Origin of the sequence: Sphingobacterium olei (assembly GCF_005048855.1) — a bacterium.
Lineage (GTDB): Bacteria > Bacteroidota > Bacteroidia > Sphingobacteriales > Sphingobacteriaceae > Sphingobacterium > Sphingobacterium olei.
This window is the reverse complement of sequence record NZ_SUME01000005.1, coordinates 85,089-102,818: the sequence shown is the minus strand read 5'-3', so window position 1 is coordinate 102,818 and position 17,730 is coordinate 85,089. Positions and strand designations below refer to the sequence as shown.

Below are 17,730 nucleotides of genomic sequence, written 5' to 3'. Positions count from 1 at the left end.
ATAGACAATGAAGAATAATATACTTTTATTTGGTGTGGCAATACTACTGCTGCTAACAGGCTGTAAGAAAGCTTTTCAATACTCGCTATTGGAGGTAAGACCCCTGGCAAGTGATCTTAACGTCAATGCTGTTGAACAGATCCGCTCGCTTCCACAGAAAAGCAGCTTTACTTTTTTGGTTATCTCGGATACCCAGATTGCATTGGGTGAGCTGAGCGATTTTGTAAAATATGCCAATAAGCACTATACCGACGAGGAGATCGCCTTTGTATTACACGGTGGCGACATAACCGATTTTGGTGCGAACTACGAGTATAATGACTACTACAATGATATTAAAAAGTTGAAATTTCCAAATATCGCGACGATCGGAAACCACGATATGCTCGGCAATGGATCGGAAATATATCGAAAATACTTCGGGCCCGACGACTTCACTTTCCGATATGGAAAAAGTGCATTTATTGTCTTCAATTCTAATTCGAGGGAGCGTGGATTTGACGGGACTCTTCCCAACGAGGAGTGGCTCGCCCAGCAGATCCAGCAGACGGACGCCCAAGAGACGGATCATATATTTTTCCTCTCGCACGTACCTCCGATGTCCGCAGATTTCGATCCCAATAAAGTTGATTCTTTTACGGAGCTACTTGCGTCTACCGATAAAGCACGCCTGTCGATCCATGGGCATACGCATGTCTTTTCGTACGACGAGCCTTACAATGACGGCATGCCCTATCTCATCGCTCCCTCATTGGAGAAGCGTTCGTTTGTAGAGGTAACCGTTGTTGACGATCAATCCATTTCTGTAAATCTTATCCACTACTAATGAGAGCCTACATTTTATTGCTGCTTCTTTCCTTTTTTCTCGCAGACGTTGTATCGGCCCAGGATACCCTGCAAAAATCTGATCTGGCCTACAAGATTATGCCCAGCAATATCAAGCTTCAATTTGCCGGAAATATTGGTATGTTCTCGACAGGTATTGGTTACGAATCGCCCAACAAACGTTGGAAAGGGGATCTGTTATATGGGTTTGTACCGCGCAGGTACTCGGGCACGGAACCTATCCATTCCTTGACCGTTAAAGGTAAATACAGTACGCTACATCGCGAATATAAAGAGGATATCCATGTGGAGTGGCTCCAGATGGGGCTATGGGTCAATTATGCCCTGAATGAGGATTTTTTCTTCAAACTGCCGAGCTACTATGAACCCAATTATTATTTAATCCGACCGGGATTAAATATAGGGGGCTTCCTGGGTAGCGAAGTACGCTATAAGAACTGGGGGCTCTACTATGAGGTGGGTACAACGGATAAATATCTAATCCATTTTTTTAAAAATTTTCCATCGGTGCAGTTTAATCATATTGTCAGCTCAGGACTTGGACTGGTATTTCATTTAAAGCCATAGTTCGCGCGAGTTTGGCTTTTAAATCTTCGTGCTCTCCCGCTAAAAATACGATTTAGCACACCCAACGGGCGCTAATGTTAAAAAACGTTAAACATACATTTATTTAAACATTTTGCTTGCAACATATCAAAAATCGCCTTATATTTGTATCATCATAATTTAGGTTTATAATTGGTTAGTAAAGGTTTTCATTCTCCCCGTTTGAAAACCTTTCTTTTTTTAAGAAAATCCTAATTATTTATTTTCGAATCAAGTCTAACAGCCTAATATCCCCGCATTTACAGTAAAGGCGAATTATGATTTTCCAATTCTTCATACAAATGTTTGACATCTTGTGACGATCGCTTATGCACAACGAGTATGGCATCTTCGGTATGGACGAGAATGGTATTTTCTACCCCCAAGAAAGACACATATTTTTGGGTGCCGATGACCATATTCCCGCTACCATCGACTTGATGCCCTTTTACTTTGAGGTAATCGTATAAAGAATCGTAAGACCCCATGTCGGACCAAATAAAGTTAGAGGGAATAACTTTTATGCGTTCACTGCGCTCCATTACGGCGTAATCAATGCTCTTTGAGGGTATCTTAGCGGAAAGATCTGCCGAAAATTGGCCTCCATTGGCAGATTCATAAACTTCTTTGGATGTGCGGAATACTTTGGGCTCGAAACGGAACAGCTCCTCCAAATAAATGGATGCCTTAAAACAGAATATTCCAGAGTTCCATAAAAAGTTTCCTTTTTTCAGAAATTCCTTTGCGGTATCTTCATTGGGTTTTTCGCGAAAGGAAAGCACATCGTTTCCTTGATATTCAATATAGCCATATCCGGTCTCCGGACGTGTGGGCTGGATACCGAATGTCACCAAAAACCCTTCTTCAGCATATTTTATCCCTTCGCGCATAATATTTTCATATGCTTCCTGATTTTCGATCAAATGATCTGACGGTGTAACGATCAGGATGTCATCCGGATCGCATGCCAATGCGGCGAAAGCAATCGCCGCCGCGGTGTTGCGAGGTGCTGCCTCGACTATTGTTTGACTTTTGGTCGCAGGAAGGAATTCCCGAGCTAGGTCTACATTTTTGATTCCACCTACCATGAGGGTCTGATCTGTGAAGGTCTGATTTCGGGCTACCGTTAGTTCAAACAGGGACCGTCCTTCAAACAAGGGAATATATTGCTTAGGCTTTGACTTACGAGACAAAGGCCATAGACGCGATCCCACGCCTCCAGACAATATTACATTAACAACAGATGCCATATATTTTATTTTCGTAGATATCTAAATAATTAATGAATCAGCCGCTCTATCCTGATGTAGATATAACAGCGCGCTCGCACGGGCGTCGGATAGCGCATCATGATGGTCTAAGGGGATACCCATTACCTGACAACACATACTTAATTTTGTTTTTAAAAAACCTTTTGCTCTGTAAATATTGCTGGTACAATCCCATTTTTCGGGTAGATCTAAGGATTTGTAGTTCAATCCGTAAAATTTCATCGTTCGCTGCAACACTGATCGGTCAAAAAGCTCATTATGTGCAACCATTTTCTGGTTGGACAGCAAAGGTTCTAACTGTGGAAACAACTCTTTGAAGGTAGGCGCGTTTAAAGTATCTTTTGCCTTAATACCATGAACACGTGTGGTTTGCCACATGTATTTATTCTGTGGGGGGCGTACTAAACTGTAAAATTCATTGATGATCTTTCCCTCTACTACATTTACGATCCCCACCGAGCACACACTTACATAATCAGAAGTGGCTAATTCAAAGTCTATCGCGGTAAATGTTTCCATACTGAACAAAGTTAACAATTTGATATTGAATATCTGTAAAGTCATAAAGTTGATTATTCGTAAAGCCAATCTTACGGCTTTACATCTCCACACTCAATATCCGTATTTATTCTCCCATTTCTCTTTCAACGACTGCCGAAGCTTGTCCTCTGCACTGTTTTTCCCGGGATCATACAGTTTTGTATTGCTTATGGTCTCGGGCATATACTCCTGATTTACAAAATTACCAGTAAAACCGTGTGCATATTTATATTCGACACCGTAGTTTAGCTCTTTCATCAGTTTGGTTGGTGCATTCCGAAGGTGTAAAGGTACAGACAGATCGCCGGTCTGTTTCACCAACGCCTGTGCTTTGTTGATTGCTTCATAAGCAGCATTGCTCTTGGCCGAACTCGCAAGATAAGTAACTGTCTGAGAAAGAACAATCCGAGACTCTGGCCAACCTATCACATTGACTGCCTGAAAGCAATTATTAGCTAACAATAACGCATTTGGATTGGCATTGCCGATATCTTCGGAAGCCAAAATTAACAGTCGCCGCGCAATAAAAGAGGGATCTTCGCCGCCTTCTATCATCCGTGCCAACCAATATACAGCTGCATTTGGATCGGAGCCACGAATGGATTTGATAAATGCCGAAATGATGTCGTAATGCTGTTCGCCTGTTTTATCATAGCGTGCCATATTTTGTTGTACTTGCTGCAATACAAAATCATTTGTAATGATCTTACCGTATGGAACAGCAGCATTCACGACGAGCTCAAATACGTTCAACAAACGTCGGGCATCGCCACCTGAGACCCGAATTAACGCATCAAATTCTTTAATTTTTATTGTGTCATTTTTCAAAAACTCATCTTCCTTAATGGCTTTCTGAATCAATGAAATTAGATCCTCCTCATTTAAATTTTCTAATACATAAACCTGACAGCGAGACAATAATGCTGAAATCACTTCAAAAGAAGGATTCTCTGTTGTAGCACCGATCAGCGTGACTAATCCTTTTTCGACCGCACCCAATAGCGAATCTTGCTGAGATTTTGAAAATCGATGTATCTCATCGATGAAAAGGATAGGCTGCTCTTGATTGAAGTTCATCAGTTGTTCGGCCTTATCAATGACTTCTCTTACATCTTTCACCCCCGATTTTATTGCACTCAAACTGAAAAAAGGCCGTTCTAATTCTTTGGCAATCAAAAATGCCAGACTTGTTTTCCCAACTCCTGGAGGCCCCCAGAGTATCATAGAAGGAATATTTTGCTGTACTATTGCGTTTCGAAGGACGGCATCTTCGCCTACAATGTGCTGCTGACCGACATAATCGTTTAAATTCTTGGGCCGTAATCGCTCTGCCAACGGAATTCGTGTAACCATATCTACAAACTTAAGTGATTTTATCCAAACTCAACGCACTGAGGTCATACCTTAGCGGAGCAGGAGTAGCGTTTGTGAATATAAAGCATTTTAAGTAAATTTGATAAAATAGTTATATGCAAAGATCTTTTTTTATTCCCGTCGTATCTGTACTAGTGGCTGTTTTTCAGGTAGATTTAGTCGTTGCCCAAAATCGGGAAGTACCGCTGGATCCGGCTGGATTCGTCACAAAATATAATACCGAATTCGAGGGTGTGGGGCCAAAAGTGTATGTATTGCCTGCTCCGCGGACGAAAGAAGAAATGCTCACGGATACATTCGCAGAAATTTTATCGTTCCAGGATAGCATCCAACAGGCTATGGTCTACCAACGTCTAATCGCTGATTTTAAATCGACGAACAACGAAGGATTGGTAAAAAAAATTGTAAACCCGCTACCGAAAGATGAACTTGGCTGGAATACGGTGATTGAAACCAACATACAGCAAGAAAACCACGGAATAGCCTATGGATTGCTTAATGAGTATGCCAGCCAGTCTTTATCCATAGAACAGATTAACCGTGCGATCGCGCTCTTGGAAAGCGCTTTACAACAAGCGAATAAACAGGAGAACACGCGCGATCGTGGAATTATTCAGTCTAACTTGTCTGCGCTATTGATCTATTCTAAAAACTTTATGGAGGCTGGTAACTATGAAGAGGCCTATTACCAACAAGCTGTAAAGGATAAAAGCATCGTGGAGCAGGCTGAATCGTTGGTGAAAATAGCCAAGATACAGGCTCAGGACAAAGACTTCAATTCTGCTGAAAATACCATTATCCGAAAAGCTATCCCCTTGTTTAACAGGAGCAAACATTACGAAGGCAAACTACTGGCCTGGCAGGAACTGGCTTCGATTTACCAAATGCAAAACAAACACACGGAAGCACAATGGTTTTTAATACAGGCTCGCGATCTGGCCGAAACAAAGAATTTTCCGAATGAACTAGCCGAGATAGAATATATGTTGGCTTCGTCTAAAATCATTCAGAAAAACTACAGTGTCGCAAAAAAAGAGCTGGATCGAGCGAATAATCTTGCGCGCAAAGAGAACAACAAGCTGCTGCAGCTGGCCATCGTCGAAAAACTCGGCCGTATCAACATGATCCAACGAAATATTGATGACGCGGCAGAGAATCTTGAACATTACTGGGCCCTAAGGACAGAGCTTTTTTAGGCGATGCCCCCCATAATCCGGGCGTACTACGAAAGTTACAAGTGAATTGACACATTTTAGCAATTTATTACGTTAAGCAGATATAAGCTTGATATTTTTTTAACTAAATTTAGCCCTTGCAAGATTTGGAGAGAATTTTGCAAGAAGAATGAAGAATGATATTTAATACAACGTTACATATGTTTAAAAATTTAATTTTTTGTTTAGCCTTAATCTCCGTTGTAGCATGTGGATCGAAGCCGCGTGTACAATTGGAAGAGGGAGGTATAAACTTAGCTCCTACGGTGCAACATGAGGTCATAGCAAAAGAAGTAGCCATGCTACTTGAAAATCACAGCTATAAAAAGATACCTATGAGTGACTCTTTATCTGCTATTGTTTTCAACAATTTAATAAAATCCGTAGATCAAGGCAAAACTTACCTTATCCAAGCGGATATTGATGGTATCCAACAATATAAAAACACAATCAGTCAGGATTTCCGTCAAGGAGATCTATCTGCATCCTTTCATATTTTCAACATCTACTCTCAGCGTTATTTACAGTGCATGGAATATGCGCTAACGCAGATTGATGCATCCCACGACTTTACAGTGGATGAGAATTATTCGAACTTCAGAGAGAAACTGGACTGGTTTAAATCGGAAGAGGAACTGAAAGACCAATGGCGCAAGCGTGTGAAATATGACTTGCTAAATCTTCGGCTGACCAGTACAGACAAAGATGCTGACGAGGAAAAACATAAAGAGACGTTGCGTAAACGCTACAACAACTTAATCTCTCAAGCAAAAAAAACAAATTCAAACGATGCCTTTCAATTGATTATGACCTCTTTGACGGATGCTGTAGATCCACACACAACGTATTATAACCCTTCTTTTGCCCAGGCATTTAACGAAGGAATGTCTAACACATTGGAAGGTATAGGTGCACGTCTTCAGATGGAAAACGAAATGGTGACGATTAAGGAAATTATTGCCGGAGGCCCTGCTTTTAAAGACAAGACCTTACAAATGGACGACCGTATTATCGGTGTGGCACAAGGAAATGGCGAATTTGAAGACATCATCGGATGGCGTCTAGATGCAGCTGTAGCAAAAATAAAGGGACCTAAGGGAACCGTTGTACGTTTAAAAATACTTCCTGCGGGACAGGAGCTGACGGCACAACCAAAAACGGTTTCATTAACGCGTGAAAAAATCGTTATCGCGGAAGAATCTGCTAAAAAATCGATTAAAACTGTCCAAGGTGAAGACGGCAAATCATATAAGGTGGGCGTTATTACCTTGCCTAAGTTCTACATTGATTTTGACGCTTACCGCAAACGTGACCCAGACTATAAGAGTACTACCCGTGATGTAAAATTGATTTTGGATAGCCTTAATAATGAGAAGGTCGATGCAGTTGTATTGGATTTACGTAATAACGGTGGAGGATCGCTACAAGAGGCAATAGAACTTACAGGATTGTTTATTGACAAAGGCCCTGTAGTGCAGGTACGCGATGTCCGCAACCGTGTTGAAGTAGAAAGTGATAACGAGAGTGGCGTAAAATGGAGTGGGCCATTTGGTGTAATTATCAACAGGTTTTCTGCATCAGCATCTGAAATTTTCGCGGGCGCAATTCAAGATTATGGCCGAGGCGTTATCTTAGGTTCTACGACTTATGGTAAAGGAACTGTACAATCGGCTATTGAGATGGCACGCTTTATCAGCCCCACTAACAGGTTATTATTGAAAGCTGCAGGAGGCGACCCAGACACGCCAAACGGTGCGCCTGAATTCGGACAAATCAACATCACGATGGGTAAATTTTACCGTGTAAACGGTAGCAGTACGCAACATAAAGGTGTAGATGCTGATGTCATTTTTCCGACGCAGTATTCTGCGGAGAAATTTGGCGAAAGCTCAGAGCCTTCGGCTTTGCCTTGGGATCAAATCAAGACGACGACCTATGCTAAAATAGACGATCTTACCTCAACGATTCAAAAACTGAATGCATCTCATCAGACACGGATGGCAAAATCACCGGAATACAAATTCTTGTTAGAGGATATTGAAGAGTTCAACAAAATTGAATCAGTACCGCAGATTAGCTTGAACGAAACAAAACTTAAAACGGAACGCGATAATAGTATCGCAAAAAATAGAGCACGTATCAACAAAGTTTTGGAATTACGGGGACTTCCACTTTGGAAAGAAGGAGAACCTCAACCGAAAACGGAATTCGACTTTGTACTTGATGAAAGTTTGAATGTGATGTCAGACTTTATTCCATTAGCAAATCTTAGCAAATAACGCGGTAGCATTATTAAATAAAAAAACCTTCAGCTTACGTTGAAGGTTTTTTGTTTGTTCGTAAAGCCGAATAATTCGTAAAGTGTATTGACTTTACATCTAACGGCTTCACAATAGTACTAATCGGCTCGCCAATTTTTATATTGATTGATCAATCCATTGGTAGAGCTATCGTGACTTGAAATCGGAGCATTATCTTCCAATTCTGGTAATATTTTATTTGCCAACTGCTTACCCAATTCCACTCCCCATTGATCAAAACTGAAAATATTCCAGATGATCCCCTGCACAAAGATCTTATGTTCATAAAACGCGATCAATGTTCCAAGACTTCGAGGTGTAATTTTCTTGATCAGAAAGGAATTACTAGGACGATTACCTTCGAACACTTTATAGTTTTTTAATTTTTCAATTTCCACATCTGATTTACCCCCTTGCTGGAGTTCAGCAACAACTTCTTCTTCGCTCTTGCCGTTCATCAATGCTTCAGTCTGTGCAAAAAAGTTGGACAGTAACAACTGGTGATGATTGCCGATCGGATTGTGCGACACGGCAGGTGCAATGAAATCGCAAGGAATCAGTTTTGTTCCTTGATGAATTAACTGATAGAAAGCATGTTGCCCGTTGGTCCCTGGCTCTCCCCAAATAATAGGCCCCGTTTCATAATCTACACGGTTGCCGTTTCGATCTATATACTTGCCGTTACTTTCCATATCTCCTTGTTGAAAGTAAGCCGCAAAACGATGTAAATATTGGTCATACGGCAATATGGCATGACTTTCGGCCCCAAAGAAATTATTATACCATATCCCTAACATCGCTAATATTACCGGTATGTTCTCTTCAAAACTGGCGTCTTGAAAATGTATATCTGCTTCATAGGCGCCCTGCAATACTTCTTCAAAATTGTCAAATCCGATGGAAAGTGCAATAGAAAGACCGATGGCAGACCACAGGGAATAGCGACCACCTACCCAATCCCAAAACTCAAACATATTTTTTGGATCGATACCGAATGCCGAAACACCTTTTTCATTTGTACTCAACGCAGCAAAATGCTTGGCTACGTCGGCTTCTACCGCTCCGGATTTCAGGAACCAGTCTTTTGCCGATTGTGCATTTGCCATGGTTTCTTGGGTAGTAAAAGTCTTCGATGCAACTAAGAATAAGGTGGTTTCCGGGTTAAGACCTTTCAATGTTTCGGCGATATGTGTTCCGTCCACATTGGAGACAAAGAGCACGTTGAGATGTGTTTTATACGCTTTTAATGCTTCTGTCACCATTACAGGGCCTAAGTCCGAACCACCAATCCCGATATTGACGATATCTGTAATCGTTTTTCCGGTATAGCCTTTCCACGTGCCAGAATGTATCTGTTGGCAAAAGGCTTTCATGTGCTCCTTTACCGCTTTTACCTTTGCCATCACATCTTCATTATCTACAATGATCGGATTGCCCGCTTGATTACGCAAAGCGGTATGCAATACTTGACGTCCTTCCGTAACATTTATTTTTTCACCTGAAAACATAGCATGGATTGCTTTTTCCAATTGACATTCGCGTGCTAATTGGATAAGTAATACAAATGTTTCAGCATTAATTCTATTTTTGGAATAATCCAATAGAATGTCGTTTAACTTCACCGAGAAGTTTTCAAACCGCTGTGGATCTTCTTGAAAAAGCTGACGTATCGATTTCTCGTTAATGGCAATATAATGATCCGCCAGATACTGATAGGCAGGCGTTTCCGTAAAATTTATGGATGGTAACATATTTAAATTTGTGTTTAATCCAAAGATAACAATTCTAGGCGGAAACCTATTAAAGCAAATTTATCTAAGTTTATTACACAATTGAACAGGTTTATGCCTATTTCTCCTTTTTACTGTTTACTTTTGTTTTATGACGAAAGAACACATTCAAGACTTGAGGGATAGAGTGACGGCCCTGAGGAGGCATCTTTGACATAGATGCAAAAAAAGTAGAGATAGAAGAACAAACCGCTATCACCCTACAGCCCGATTTTTGGGACGATTCTAAAGCTGCGGAGAACGTTTTAAAATCCATTCAAATCACAAAAATATGGACTGATCAATACGATGAAGTTTCCTCTGCCGTAGAAGACGCTTACGTACTGTACGAGTTTTACCAAACTGGTGATGCGACAGAGAAAGAACTTGAAGAGCAATACCAGATTGCGCTGACCCATGTTGAGGAACTCGAATTTAAAAACATGCTCAGTGCTGAGGAGGACCAATTGGATGCGATCTTACAAATTACGGCTGGCGCTGGAGGTACAGAAAGCTGTGATTGGGCAGCAATGCTGATGCGTATGTATATCATGTGGGGAGAAAGGCATGGCTGTAAAGTAACGGAACAGGATCACCAAGAGGGCGATGTTGCCGGTATAAAATCAGTAACCTTACAGTTGTCGGGCGATTTTGCCTATGGTTACCTAAAAGGCGAAAATGGAGTTCATCGCCTTGTACGTATTTCGCCCTTTGACTCCAACGCCAAAAGACATACTTCTTTTGCATCAGTATACGTATATCCATTAGTAGATAATAATATTGAGATCGATGTTAAAGATTCCGAAATCGAATGGGATACTTTTCGTGCCGGTGGAGCTGGTGGACAAAATGTAAACAAAGTCGAAACAGCAGTACGTCTTCATCACAAACCGACAGGTATTATTATCAAAAATCAAGAATCCCGATCACAGCTTCAGAATAAAGAAAATGCACTACGGCTCTTAAAATCGCAGTTGTACGAGATTGAAATGCGTAAACGTGCAGAAGCTAGTGCCGCTATTGAAGGGTCTAAAAAGAAAATCGAATGGGGATCGCAGATACGTAATTATGTGTTGCATCCTTATAAATTGATTAAAGATTTACGAACCGGAACGGAAACCTCCAACACGCAAGGGGTACTGGATGGGGATCTGGATGAATTCTTGAAATCCTATCTGATGGAATTTGGCGGTTAATATAGCATAGAAAAAAGGATCAACGAGCAGGGGGGATATTTCTTTGTTCTTTAATCCTTTTTTCTTATTGTCTTTAAAAAGAGTTTTTCCACATCATACTTTCTACCGGACGCACGGTTTTACTATTGTATTTGGCATTGCCTTTTGTGTTATATAATGTCTCGATCTCTCCTTCAACAGCAAAGTAAATCAATTGACCGACAGGCATACCCGCATATATACGAACAGGTTGTGCGACCGAAATTTCCAGTGTCCAGGTATTACAAAAGCCCACATCTCCCTTACCTGCGGTGGCATGAATATCAATACCTAATCGACCCGTACTCGACTTCCCTTCTAGAAATGGAACATGTGCATGGGTTTCGGTATATTCTAATGTCACGCCTAAATATAACGTATTTGGCTGCAACACAAAACCTTCTTCCGGAATTTCAAAATGATCGATTTCATTGTGTTTTTTAGCATCCAAAATCCGGTCTCTGTACGTTGCAAGATACTTTCCCAGATGTACATCATAGGAATTTGTACCTAACCATTTACGATCAAATGGTTCAATAACAATTGTTCCCGTTTCTATTTCCTCTAATATTCGTTTGTCTGATAAGATCATATGGGTAATTTAATAACCAGCTGAGCCAGTAAGTTTCCAAAAATACATTATTACTTGAATCCAAGCAACTTTTAACATTAATATGTCGCTCAAGCCGCGACTGGCTCGTCCTTTTGTCTTTTCAAAAGGACGCAAAACCGTGTCGCTCGAACCTTTTAGCAGTAGGGATAGTGCCTCCTCCTGCTATTGCCAAACCGGAACGAAGTGGAGCTCAGCGTAGCTAAAGCTTCACAGGCGACATTTATCGGTGATGAAAGGATAGTGCTTTAATCTTAAATATTAGTTTAAACTTTAGCTTAATTTAAAAGGACGATCTAGGTCGATGTAGCGTTAAAAAAGCTTATGGATTTGCGTTAAGAACAGATCTACGAAGTGCAACGGCTCAGATCTGTTTAGTAAATCCAAAAGTTTTTAGCGTAACAGTGACCAAGTCTTGACTTTTTTTGCTTCGTTTTTTTGGTCAAGCAAAAAAATGAAGGCCGTGTCGCGGCAGCGACGGAAAGGCAAGGCGGTGGACCAGCCTCAACAAATATCGAATTTAAACCTTCCTTTAATCCCAATAATTAACCTTAAATAAACAAAAGACCACAATTCGTGTATAAGATGTTTTTAAATTTAATGTTGCCATTTCCCTTTTTACTGTTTACTTTTATCTATGGCACTGGTATATTTAAGGGAGCTAGACAGCACAACCAAATTTGCAATTTGGAAGATTGAAGAGAATGCGCAAGAACTCTTGGCGAAACTTCAATTGGATGAACATGAAAAAGCAAGGCTCCAACAGATGGGCAAAGGCAAACGAACATTGCATTGGTTGGCTACCCGTGTGCTGCTGCGCTATTTATTACAAACGAGCGAATATATCAATTGCCCTTCAGATTCCAATGGTAAGCCTTACCTTCCAGACTACCCGTATAAAATTTCGCTCACCCACTCTTTCGATTATGCGGGCGTGATGCTCAGTACCAATGGGGAATGTGGAATTGACCTCGAAATCGTAAAAGACAAGGTACTGCGGATTAAAGAAAAATTTCTTAAACCGGAAGAGTTGAGCTTTATTTCTGCCGAACATGAAATTGAACAGCTATATGCCTGTTGGTGTGCAAAGGAGGCTGTTTACAAGTTGCAGGGAAATAAAGGAGTTTCCTTTTTGCATGACATGACCATACTGCCTTTTAACTATAAGGCGCAAGGGGTGATGACGTTGACACTAAAAAAAGGAGATGAGGAACATCACTTTCATGTACATTATGAAAAATTCAACGCCTATATGTTAGGCTACGTAGCGGAATAGTTAGGGCTGATCTTGTTCCAATTGCTCTCGTTTTAACGCCAAGCGTTTATTGGCTTTATAAATTTTTACGGCTATTAAAAAGTAGGCTAGAAGAAGGGGGCCATATACTAATCCCATGATTCCGAACAATGGAAGCCCAATGATAACCCCTACTACGGTAATGATAGGATGAATATCGCCTATTTTTTTGGCGATTACAAGCCTTAATACGTTGTCGATATTGATGACTAGACCAAAACCCCAGAGTAATAATCCAACAGCTTGCCAACTCTGACCTTCGGCGAACAGAATCATCGCCGCCGGAACGAAAATCAGGGGCGGACCTATAAGTGGAATAAACGATAATATAGCGCAGATAACACCCCAAAATAGGGGATCCGAAACGTCAAAGATCCAAAACCCCAACGCAAGACAAGCCCCCTGTACAATCGCTATAAAGGTCTGACCGACGATATTGGAATAGGTAATGTTTTTTAACTCAGTACCAAATTCTACTGCATTCTCCGCGTCAAAAGGCATATAAAAAACGATGCCATTTTCGAAGCCTTTGTAATTGACAAATAGAAAGTACAAGATAAAATACATGACAGATATTTCTAAAAATATATTGGCTGCCATACCCAAAACGGCTGTCAACAGTTCACCGGCATAGGCTGCGCTGGCTTCAAGCTGCTCCTTTAGAAAGTCGGGCTTGCCCAACTTATCACCGACAAATGTATTGATCGCATCAATAATACTGTTTATCCAGTCGGGATTATCTTGTAGCTCCCTTGCTTTATTCAAAAGCATAGAGCCAATACCTACAAATGGAAGAACAATGATGAAAAGGGAAATAATAATAATAAACACCGAAGAAAGCGGCTTAGGCCAATGCCAGTTTTCGATCAGAAACCGATTGAGCCTTCGAAACAGGGTGTACATGACCATTGTTCCTAGAATAGCACTAAAAATTCCCTTTAATGCATACATCAGTATAGCACCGAGAAAAAGGACAATAATGAGGATGATGATATTCCGTTCCTTTTGAGAAAAAACAGCGTTATTCATATGTGTATAATTACTTCGTGAGCTCGCAAGCTCGGTTTGACTTTAATTGTCATATGGAATATCCAAACTATATTCATTCGTGTTTGTGCAGCCTATGCTACATGGATATTTCATATATAAAAAATCGTTTTGTGAGCTTGATCGCTCGAAAAAATGTATCTGTAATGATATAACAACAATGCGCTAGAAATTTGGTTTTCGCTTTTCAATAAAGGCTCTAATCCCTTCCTTTGCTTCCGGAGAGGCGAAGCATTGGCCGAATAACTCGATCTCCTTCTCAAACCCCTTTTGAGGAGTTTGTATTGCGGCATTTACCGCATCAATCGCCTTGGAAATGGCATTTGGAGATCTAGCAAATATCTTCTGAAGGAGTTGCTTACTGAAATCCATGATCGCAGCGGGATCAACGACATGATTCACCAGCCCCCAGTTATATGCCTCGTTGGCTCCTACTCTGTCGGCGGTCATGATCATCTCAAGGGCTTTTCCGCGCCCTATCAGCTGCGTGAGGCGCTGCGTACCGCCATAGCCTGGTATAATACCAAGGGAGACCTCCGGTAGCCCCAGCTGCGCATTGGTGGAAGCCACCCGGATATGACAGGACAAGGCTAACTCCAAACCTCCCCCAAGCGCAAAGCCATTGATAGCTGCGATCACGGGTTTAGAAAAATTGTAAATCGTATCCATAAGACCGTGCCCTTCATTGGCTAAGGTCTCGGCGCCAGTATCATCCAAGGATGCAAATTCGGTAATATCTGCACCTGCAACAAATGCCTTCTCTCCCGCTCCTGTAAGGATCACTCCCCTTACTTCGGATTGCTGCTCCAGGAAACGGAATGCCGTAGTAAGCTCGAGCACGGTCTCCCGGTTCAATGCATTTAATTTCTGTTCTCTATTTACGGTCAAAACTGCAGTTTGATCGGTTACCTGCAAGAGTAAGTTGTTATATGATGTCATTTCTATGTATTTACGGTTACAAATCTGTGAGGTGTTATCTGCTTTTAGCGAAAATGATGCCGAGATAAGCGTCGTCTTGTTTTAGAAATCAAAATGGAGCGAAACGCGAAACCGTTCTTTATTTATGCTCGCGTGATCGAGGTAATTGAGTCTTTTTATATATTCGACTTTAACTATTTTAAGGATATTATCGATGCCGACATATCCTTCCCAATAAGGGTTCTTGCCCATAACATGCGTCATGGCATTTCCTTCCTCATCGTTGTCAAAATAAACACCTCCTACGCCATTGTAGGGGTTATTCGAAGCCGACAGATCTCCATAGAACATTTTTGCGCCAAATACTTCGCGCAGTTTTAACTTTTTAATCAGGGGAAGTTTGTTAAAAATAAACCCCTGAAGCTGGTGATCATAGGAAAATTTAATGAATTGATCGGCGACGAATTCCATATTATTGGTCAGTTCGTAGGAAATTGTATGACGGTCTTTGATTTCCTGGACGTTAGGCATTTCTAGGAGTGGATATGGCAACTCTCCCCAGATCTTCCCCACGGAGAAAGTCATATCTCCAAAGCCGAGCTGGTTTAAAAACCATCTTTTGGATACAAAAAACCGTAACGCATCATAATTATATGATGCCGTCCAAAAACCTTCCAATCCCTTGTTGTATTGCAAGCTGAAAATTGGATATTTTTCGACCACTGTCGTCCTCCGGAGATTGCGGTAATAAAACTTTTCGAAAGGTGCCCATCGGAGCGTCAATTGTACATCATTCGTATTAATTCGGTCTAAAAATTGGGTGGTATCTATTGCTAGCGGAAAACGCAAATCGCCCACCGGTACCCGGCGCTGATGGGTTAGGTTTGTAGAAAGACTAATATGATTCCCAAACTCTACTAAATGTCCAAATCGGTATGCATCGGAGGACAACCATTTTAGCGGCCTATTGGTTCGAAACCCTTGAAAGAAACTATCACCCTTTAAAAAGCCAATACCTCTACCCGGATCAAAAACATCGTGCTGGACGGTGCCTTCGATATAGTGGGCAGGAAAAGTCGCGATAGATTTTCCATTTAGCGATACGGCAGATCTCAAAAAATACTTCCAAGCCTCATCCCGCGTTCCGTAGGCCAGATATCCCTCCAAATAAACTTTATCTGAAAAAGCCTCTGTCGTACGTCCGCCCAATCTAAAGCGATTGCCTTCTAGATTATTCTGATGATATGCGTATTCTAATGGTCCTAACTCTACCTTTCCCAACGAATAGTAGCTTTGCGAAAAGAGGTATCCTAGGGAGAGTAAGGTTTTGAACGATTTCAAATTGTTAACGCTGTCTACATTACTGTAGGTGCGCTGCTCCACAGGGTTGAGCGCAACGGGACGATCTTGGCCTACGATAGAGTTGACATCCAATTTGGCTTCAATCGGTGCTCCGGCAAACAATCCTTCAGGAAGAGGCATCCGTAAATTATAATCTTCATTGACACTCAAGCGTTCGCCAAATACGGCATCCGTCTTCCCCCTACCAAATAGGACACGTACCATTGCCGTATCCTGAAGCATATTGCCATCCCGATCTGGTGAATAGGCCAAGCGAATAGCAAACTCATTTACCCAGTTGACGTTGGTGTTGGCTCCAACGGACATATTCGCTTGCTTCACGGCATACTTACCATCCAAAGAGACTTGCAATTCGCCTCGCAATAATAGGTCGGTGCTATTCCGTGGTTCGAAAGCTAGCCGCACGTAGAGTTCCTTGGCCGTACGAACCGTATCAAGGATATAGTACTTATAGTAAATCTTACCGTTATCTGCAATCGGACTTAAAAAGAGCTTATTAAGGAAAAATATACTTTCGTCATAGATGTCTACCGGTTGGAAGAGGTAGTTCATATACGACTGCATATTGGGGTTATTGATATAGCGTGGATCAAATTCTGTTTTCTCCTGCGCGCGGATGATTTTCTTTTGACGGGAAGGGTTTTGCTTGGAATAGTTGTCCGAGATATTTTCTTCCATATATAGCGTAAGCAGTTCTTTGCCCGCAACTACGGAGGTGTCAACATTCCGAAAGAAAAAACTCAGGTTTCCGAGACGATTTTTAGCAGCGCTTGGCGGATCAACTAATCCAAATTTTATTTTTTCATACTGCTTAAAGTATAGGCTATCCTTACCCGAAAGTCTGTTTTGTCCCTTATTCCGGATCACCATGTCAATAAGTTCAACGGCGGGATTATTTCTATTCGAATACTTTCTTTTTCGGAATATATCGACCGCCTCAATTTCGTTTTGATCGGGCTTCAAGTACAGCGTCAATAAAGAGTCCTGCGTATAGATGGGAGCTTCGAACGATAAATAGCCGAGTGCCTTGATCATAACGATCAACTCGGAAGAGGAGTCGTATGGGATCGAAAACTGTCCCGAAGCATCTGTAGAGGTACCGGTTGTACTTCCCTTCACTAAAATACTTGCTCCCGAAATCGGCCTATGCGATTCTTCATCTATTACCCGACCTTTAAGAATAGATTGTGCCAATGTAGAGATGATTGTGAAATTCACAATGACTCCTATCAAAAACATACGTAATAGCAACAATTTTCCTTCTCTGCCCATAACAACCTTGGTCAATTATAAAGATACAATTTGTAGAGAAAGTTCAAAATTTAACGCAAGAAAAAAGAGGTTTTCCATTAGAAAAACCTCCTTTATCATAATTGACTACGTATT

Annotated in this window: 14 protein-coding genes; 6 read left to right on the top strand and 8 right to left on the bottom strand. The window is 41.3% G+C overall.

Annotated elements, in window-relative coordinates:
* Positions 1-7 precede the first annotated feature (7 nt).
* Positions 8-826, top strand: a complete 819-nt coding sequence (locus FAZ15_RS13005; protein ID WP_136901754.1) for a metallophosphoesterase family protein — start codon at positions 8-10, stop codon at positions 824-826.
* On the top strand, positions 826-1,413 hold the full coding sequence (locus FAZ15_RS13000) for a hypothetical protein (protein WP_136901753.1): 588 nt from the start codon (positions 826-828) through the stop codon (positions 1,411-1,413). Before FAZ15_RS13005 ends, FAZ15_RS13000 begins: the two co-directional genes overlap by 1 nt.
* A 278-nt stretch (positions 1,414-1,691) precedes the next feature.
* On the opposite strand, the gene FAZ15_RS12995 is transcribed toward FAZ15_RS13000, so the two are convergent.
* The 3 genes from FAZ15_RS12995 to FAZ15_RS12985 form a co-directional block, all read right to left on the bottom strand.
* Complete coding sequence (locus FAZ15_RS12995; protein ID WP_136901752.1) at positions 1,692-2,681, bottom strand: mannose-1-phosphate guanylyltransferase; 990 nt, start codon at positions 2,679-2,681, stop codon at positions 1,692-1,694.
* Positions 2,682-2,702: 21 nt separating this feature from the next.
* Positions 2,703-3,221 (bottom strand): 3'-5' exonuclease, encoded by a 519-nt coding sequence (locus FAZ15_RS12990; protein ID WP_136901751.1) that lies wholly within the window; start codon positions 3,219-3,221, stop codon positions 2,703-2,705.
* 93 nt (positions 3,222-3,314) lie between these two features.
* Positions 3,315-4,595: a replication-associated recombination protein A gene (locus FAZ15_RS12985; RefSeq protein WP_136901750.1), complete on the bottom strand. Its 1,281-nt coding sequence runs from the start codon at positions 4,593-4,595 to the stop codon at positions 3,315-3,317.
* Positions 4,596-4,711: 116 nt separating this feature from the next.
* Here FAZ15_RS12985 and FAZ15_RS12980 point away from each other — a divergent pair, with 116 nt between their 5' ends.
* Together FAZ15_RS12980 and FAZ15_RS12975 are read left to right on the top strand one after the other, a co-directional pair.
* A complete protein-coding gene (locus tag FAZ15_RS12980; protein WP_136901749.1) occupies positions 4,712-5,812 on the top strand; it encodes a tetratricopeptide repeat protein in 1,101 nt (366 codons plus the stop codon).
* A gap of 179 nt (positions 5,813-5,991) precedes the next feature.
* Positions 5,992-8,109, top strand: coding sequence for a carboxy terminal-processing peptidase (locus FAZ15_RS12975; protein WP_136901748.1), 2,118 nt, complete (start codon positions 5,992-5,994; stop codon positions 8,107-8,109).
* 119 nt (positions 8,110-8,228) lie between these two features.
* Here FAZ15_RS12975 and pgi read toward each other — a convergent pair whose 3' ends face one another.
* Entirely contained in the window at positions 8,229-9,881 is a 1,653-nt protein-coding gene (pgi, locus tag FAZ15_RS12970) for a glucose-6-phosphate isomerase (RefSeq protein WP_136901747.1), read from the bottom strand.
* Positions 9,882-10,011: 130 nt separating this feature from the next.
* Here pgi and prfB point away from each other — a divergent pair.
* A protein-coding gene (gene prfB, locus FAZ15_RS12965) for a peptide chain release factor 2 (RefSeq protein ID WP_136901746.1) occupies positions 10,012-11,095 on the top strand; the annotation gives its coding sequence in 2 pieces (ribosomal slippage) (positions 10,012-10,071 and positions 10,073-11,095; 1,083 coding nt in all).
* A gap of 73 nt (positions 11,096-11,168) precedes the next feature.
* On the opposite strand, the gene dcd is transcribed toward prfB, so the two are convergent.
* Positions 11,169-11,705: a dCTP deaminase gene (dcd, locus tag FAZ15_RS12960; RefSeq protein WP_136901745.1), complete on the bottom strand. Its 537-nt coding sequence runs from the start codon at positions 11,703-11,705 to the stop codon at positions 11,169-11,171.
* Between the two features lie 655 nt (positions 11,706-12,360).
* On the opposite strand from dcd, the gene FAZ15_RS12955 reads away from it, so the two are divergent.
* A complete protein-coding gene (locus FAZ15_RS12955) occupies positions 12,361-12,999 on the top strand; it encodes a 4'-phosphopantetheinyl transferase family protein (RefSeq protein WP_136901744.1) in 639 nt (212 codons plus the stop codon).
* Here the strand turns inward: FAZ15_RS12955 and FAZ15_RS12950 are convergent, their stop codons facing one another.
* The 3 genes from FAZ15_RS12950 to FAZ15_RS12940 form a co-directional block, all read right to left on the bottom strand.
* Positions 13,000-14,046 carry an AI-2E family transporter gene (locus FAZ15_RS12950; RefSeq protein ID WP_136901743.1) on the bottom strand — a complete coding sequence of 349 codons (1,047 nt, stop codon included), beginning with the start codon at positions 14,044-14,046 and terminating at the stop codon, positions 13,000-13,002.
* 183 nt (positions 14,047-14,229) lie between these two features.
* Positions 14,230-15,003 carry an enoyl-CoA hydratase/isomerase family protein gene (locus FAZ15_RS12945; RefSeq protein WP_136901742.1) on the bottom strand — a complete coding sequence of 258 codons (774 nt, stop codon included), beginning with the start codon at positions 15,001-15,003 and terminating at the stop codon, positions 14,230-14,232.
* Positions 15,004-15,084: 81 nt separating this feature from the next.
* Positions 15,085-17,616 (bottom strand): DUF5686 and carboxypeptidase-like regulatory domain-containing protein, encoded by a 2,532-nt coding sequence (locus tag FAZ15_RS12940; RefSeq protein WP_238387246.1) that lies wholly within the window; start codon positions 17,614-17,616, stop codon positions 15,085-15,087.
* Between the last annotated feature and the right edge of the window lie 114 nt (positions 17,617-17,730).

Coding starts and splice junctions, on each gene's coding strand:
- FAZ15_RS13005 (WP_136901754.1), top strand. CDS start 8: ATGAAGAATAATATACTTTTATTTGGTGTGGCAATACTACTGCTGCTA.
- FAZ15_RS13000 (WP_136901753.1), top strand. CDS start 826: ATGAGAGCCTACATTTTATTGCTGCTTCTTTCCTTTTTTCTCGCAGAC.
- FAZ15_RS12995 (WP_136901752.1), bottom strand. CDS start 2,681: ATGGCATCTGTTGTTAATGTAATATTGTCTGGAGGCGTGGGATCGCGT.
- FAZ15_RS12990 (WP_136901751.1), bottom strand. CDS start 3,221: ATGGAAACATTTACCGCGATAGACTTTGAATTAGCCACTTCTGATTAT.
- FAZ15_RS12985 (WP_136901750.1), bottom strand. CDS start 4,595: ATGGTTACACGAATTCCGTTGGCAGAGCGATTACGGCCCAAGAATTTA.
- FAZ15_RS12980 (WP_136901749.1), top strand. CDS start 4,712: ATGCAAAGATCTTTTTTTATTCCCGTCGTATCTGTACTAGTGGCTGTT.
- FAZ15_RS12975 (WP_136901748.1), top strand. CDS start 5,992: ATGTTTAAAAATTTAATTTTTTGTTTAGCCTTAATCTCCGTTGTAGCA.
- pgi (WP_136901747.1), bottom strand. CDS start 9,881: ATGTTACCATCCATAAATTTTACGGAAACGCCTGCCTATCAGTATCTG.
- dcd (WP_136901745.1), bottom strand. CDS start 11,705: ATGATCTTATCAGACAAACGAATATTAGAGGAAATAGAAACGGGAACA.
- FAZ15_RS12955 (WP_136901744.1), top strand. CDS start 12,361: ATGGCACTGGTATATTTAAGGGAGCTAGACAGCACAACCAAATTTGCA.
- FAZ15_RS12950 (WP_136901743.1), bottom strand. CDS start 14,046: ATGAATAACGCTGTTTTTTCTCAAAAGGAACGGAATATCATCATCCTC.
- FAZ15_RS12945 (WP_136901742.1), bottom strand. CDS start 15,003: ATGACATCATATAACAACTTACTCTTGCAGGTAACCGATCAAACTGCA.
- FAZ15_RS12940 (WP_238387246.1), bottom strand. CDS start 17,616: ATGGGCAGAGAAGGAAAATTGTTGCTATTACGTATGTTTTTGATAGGA.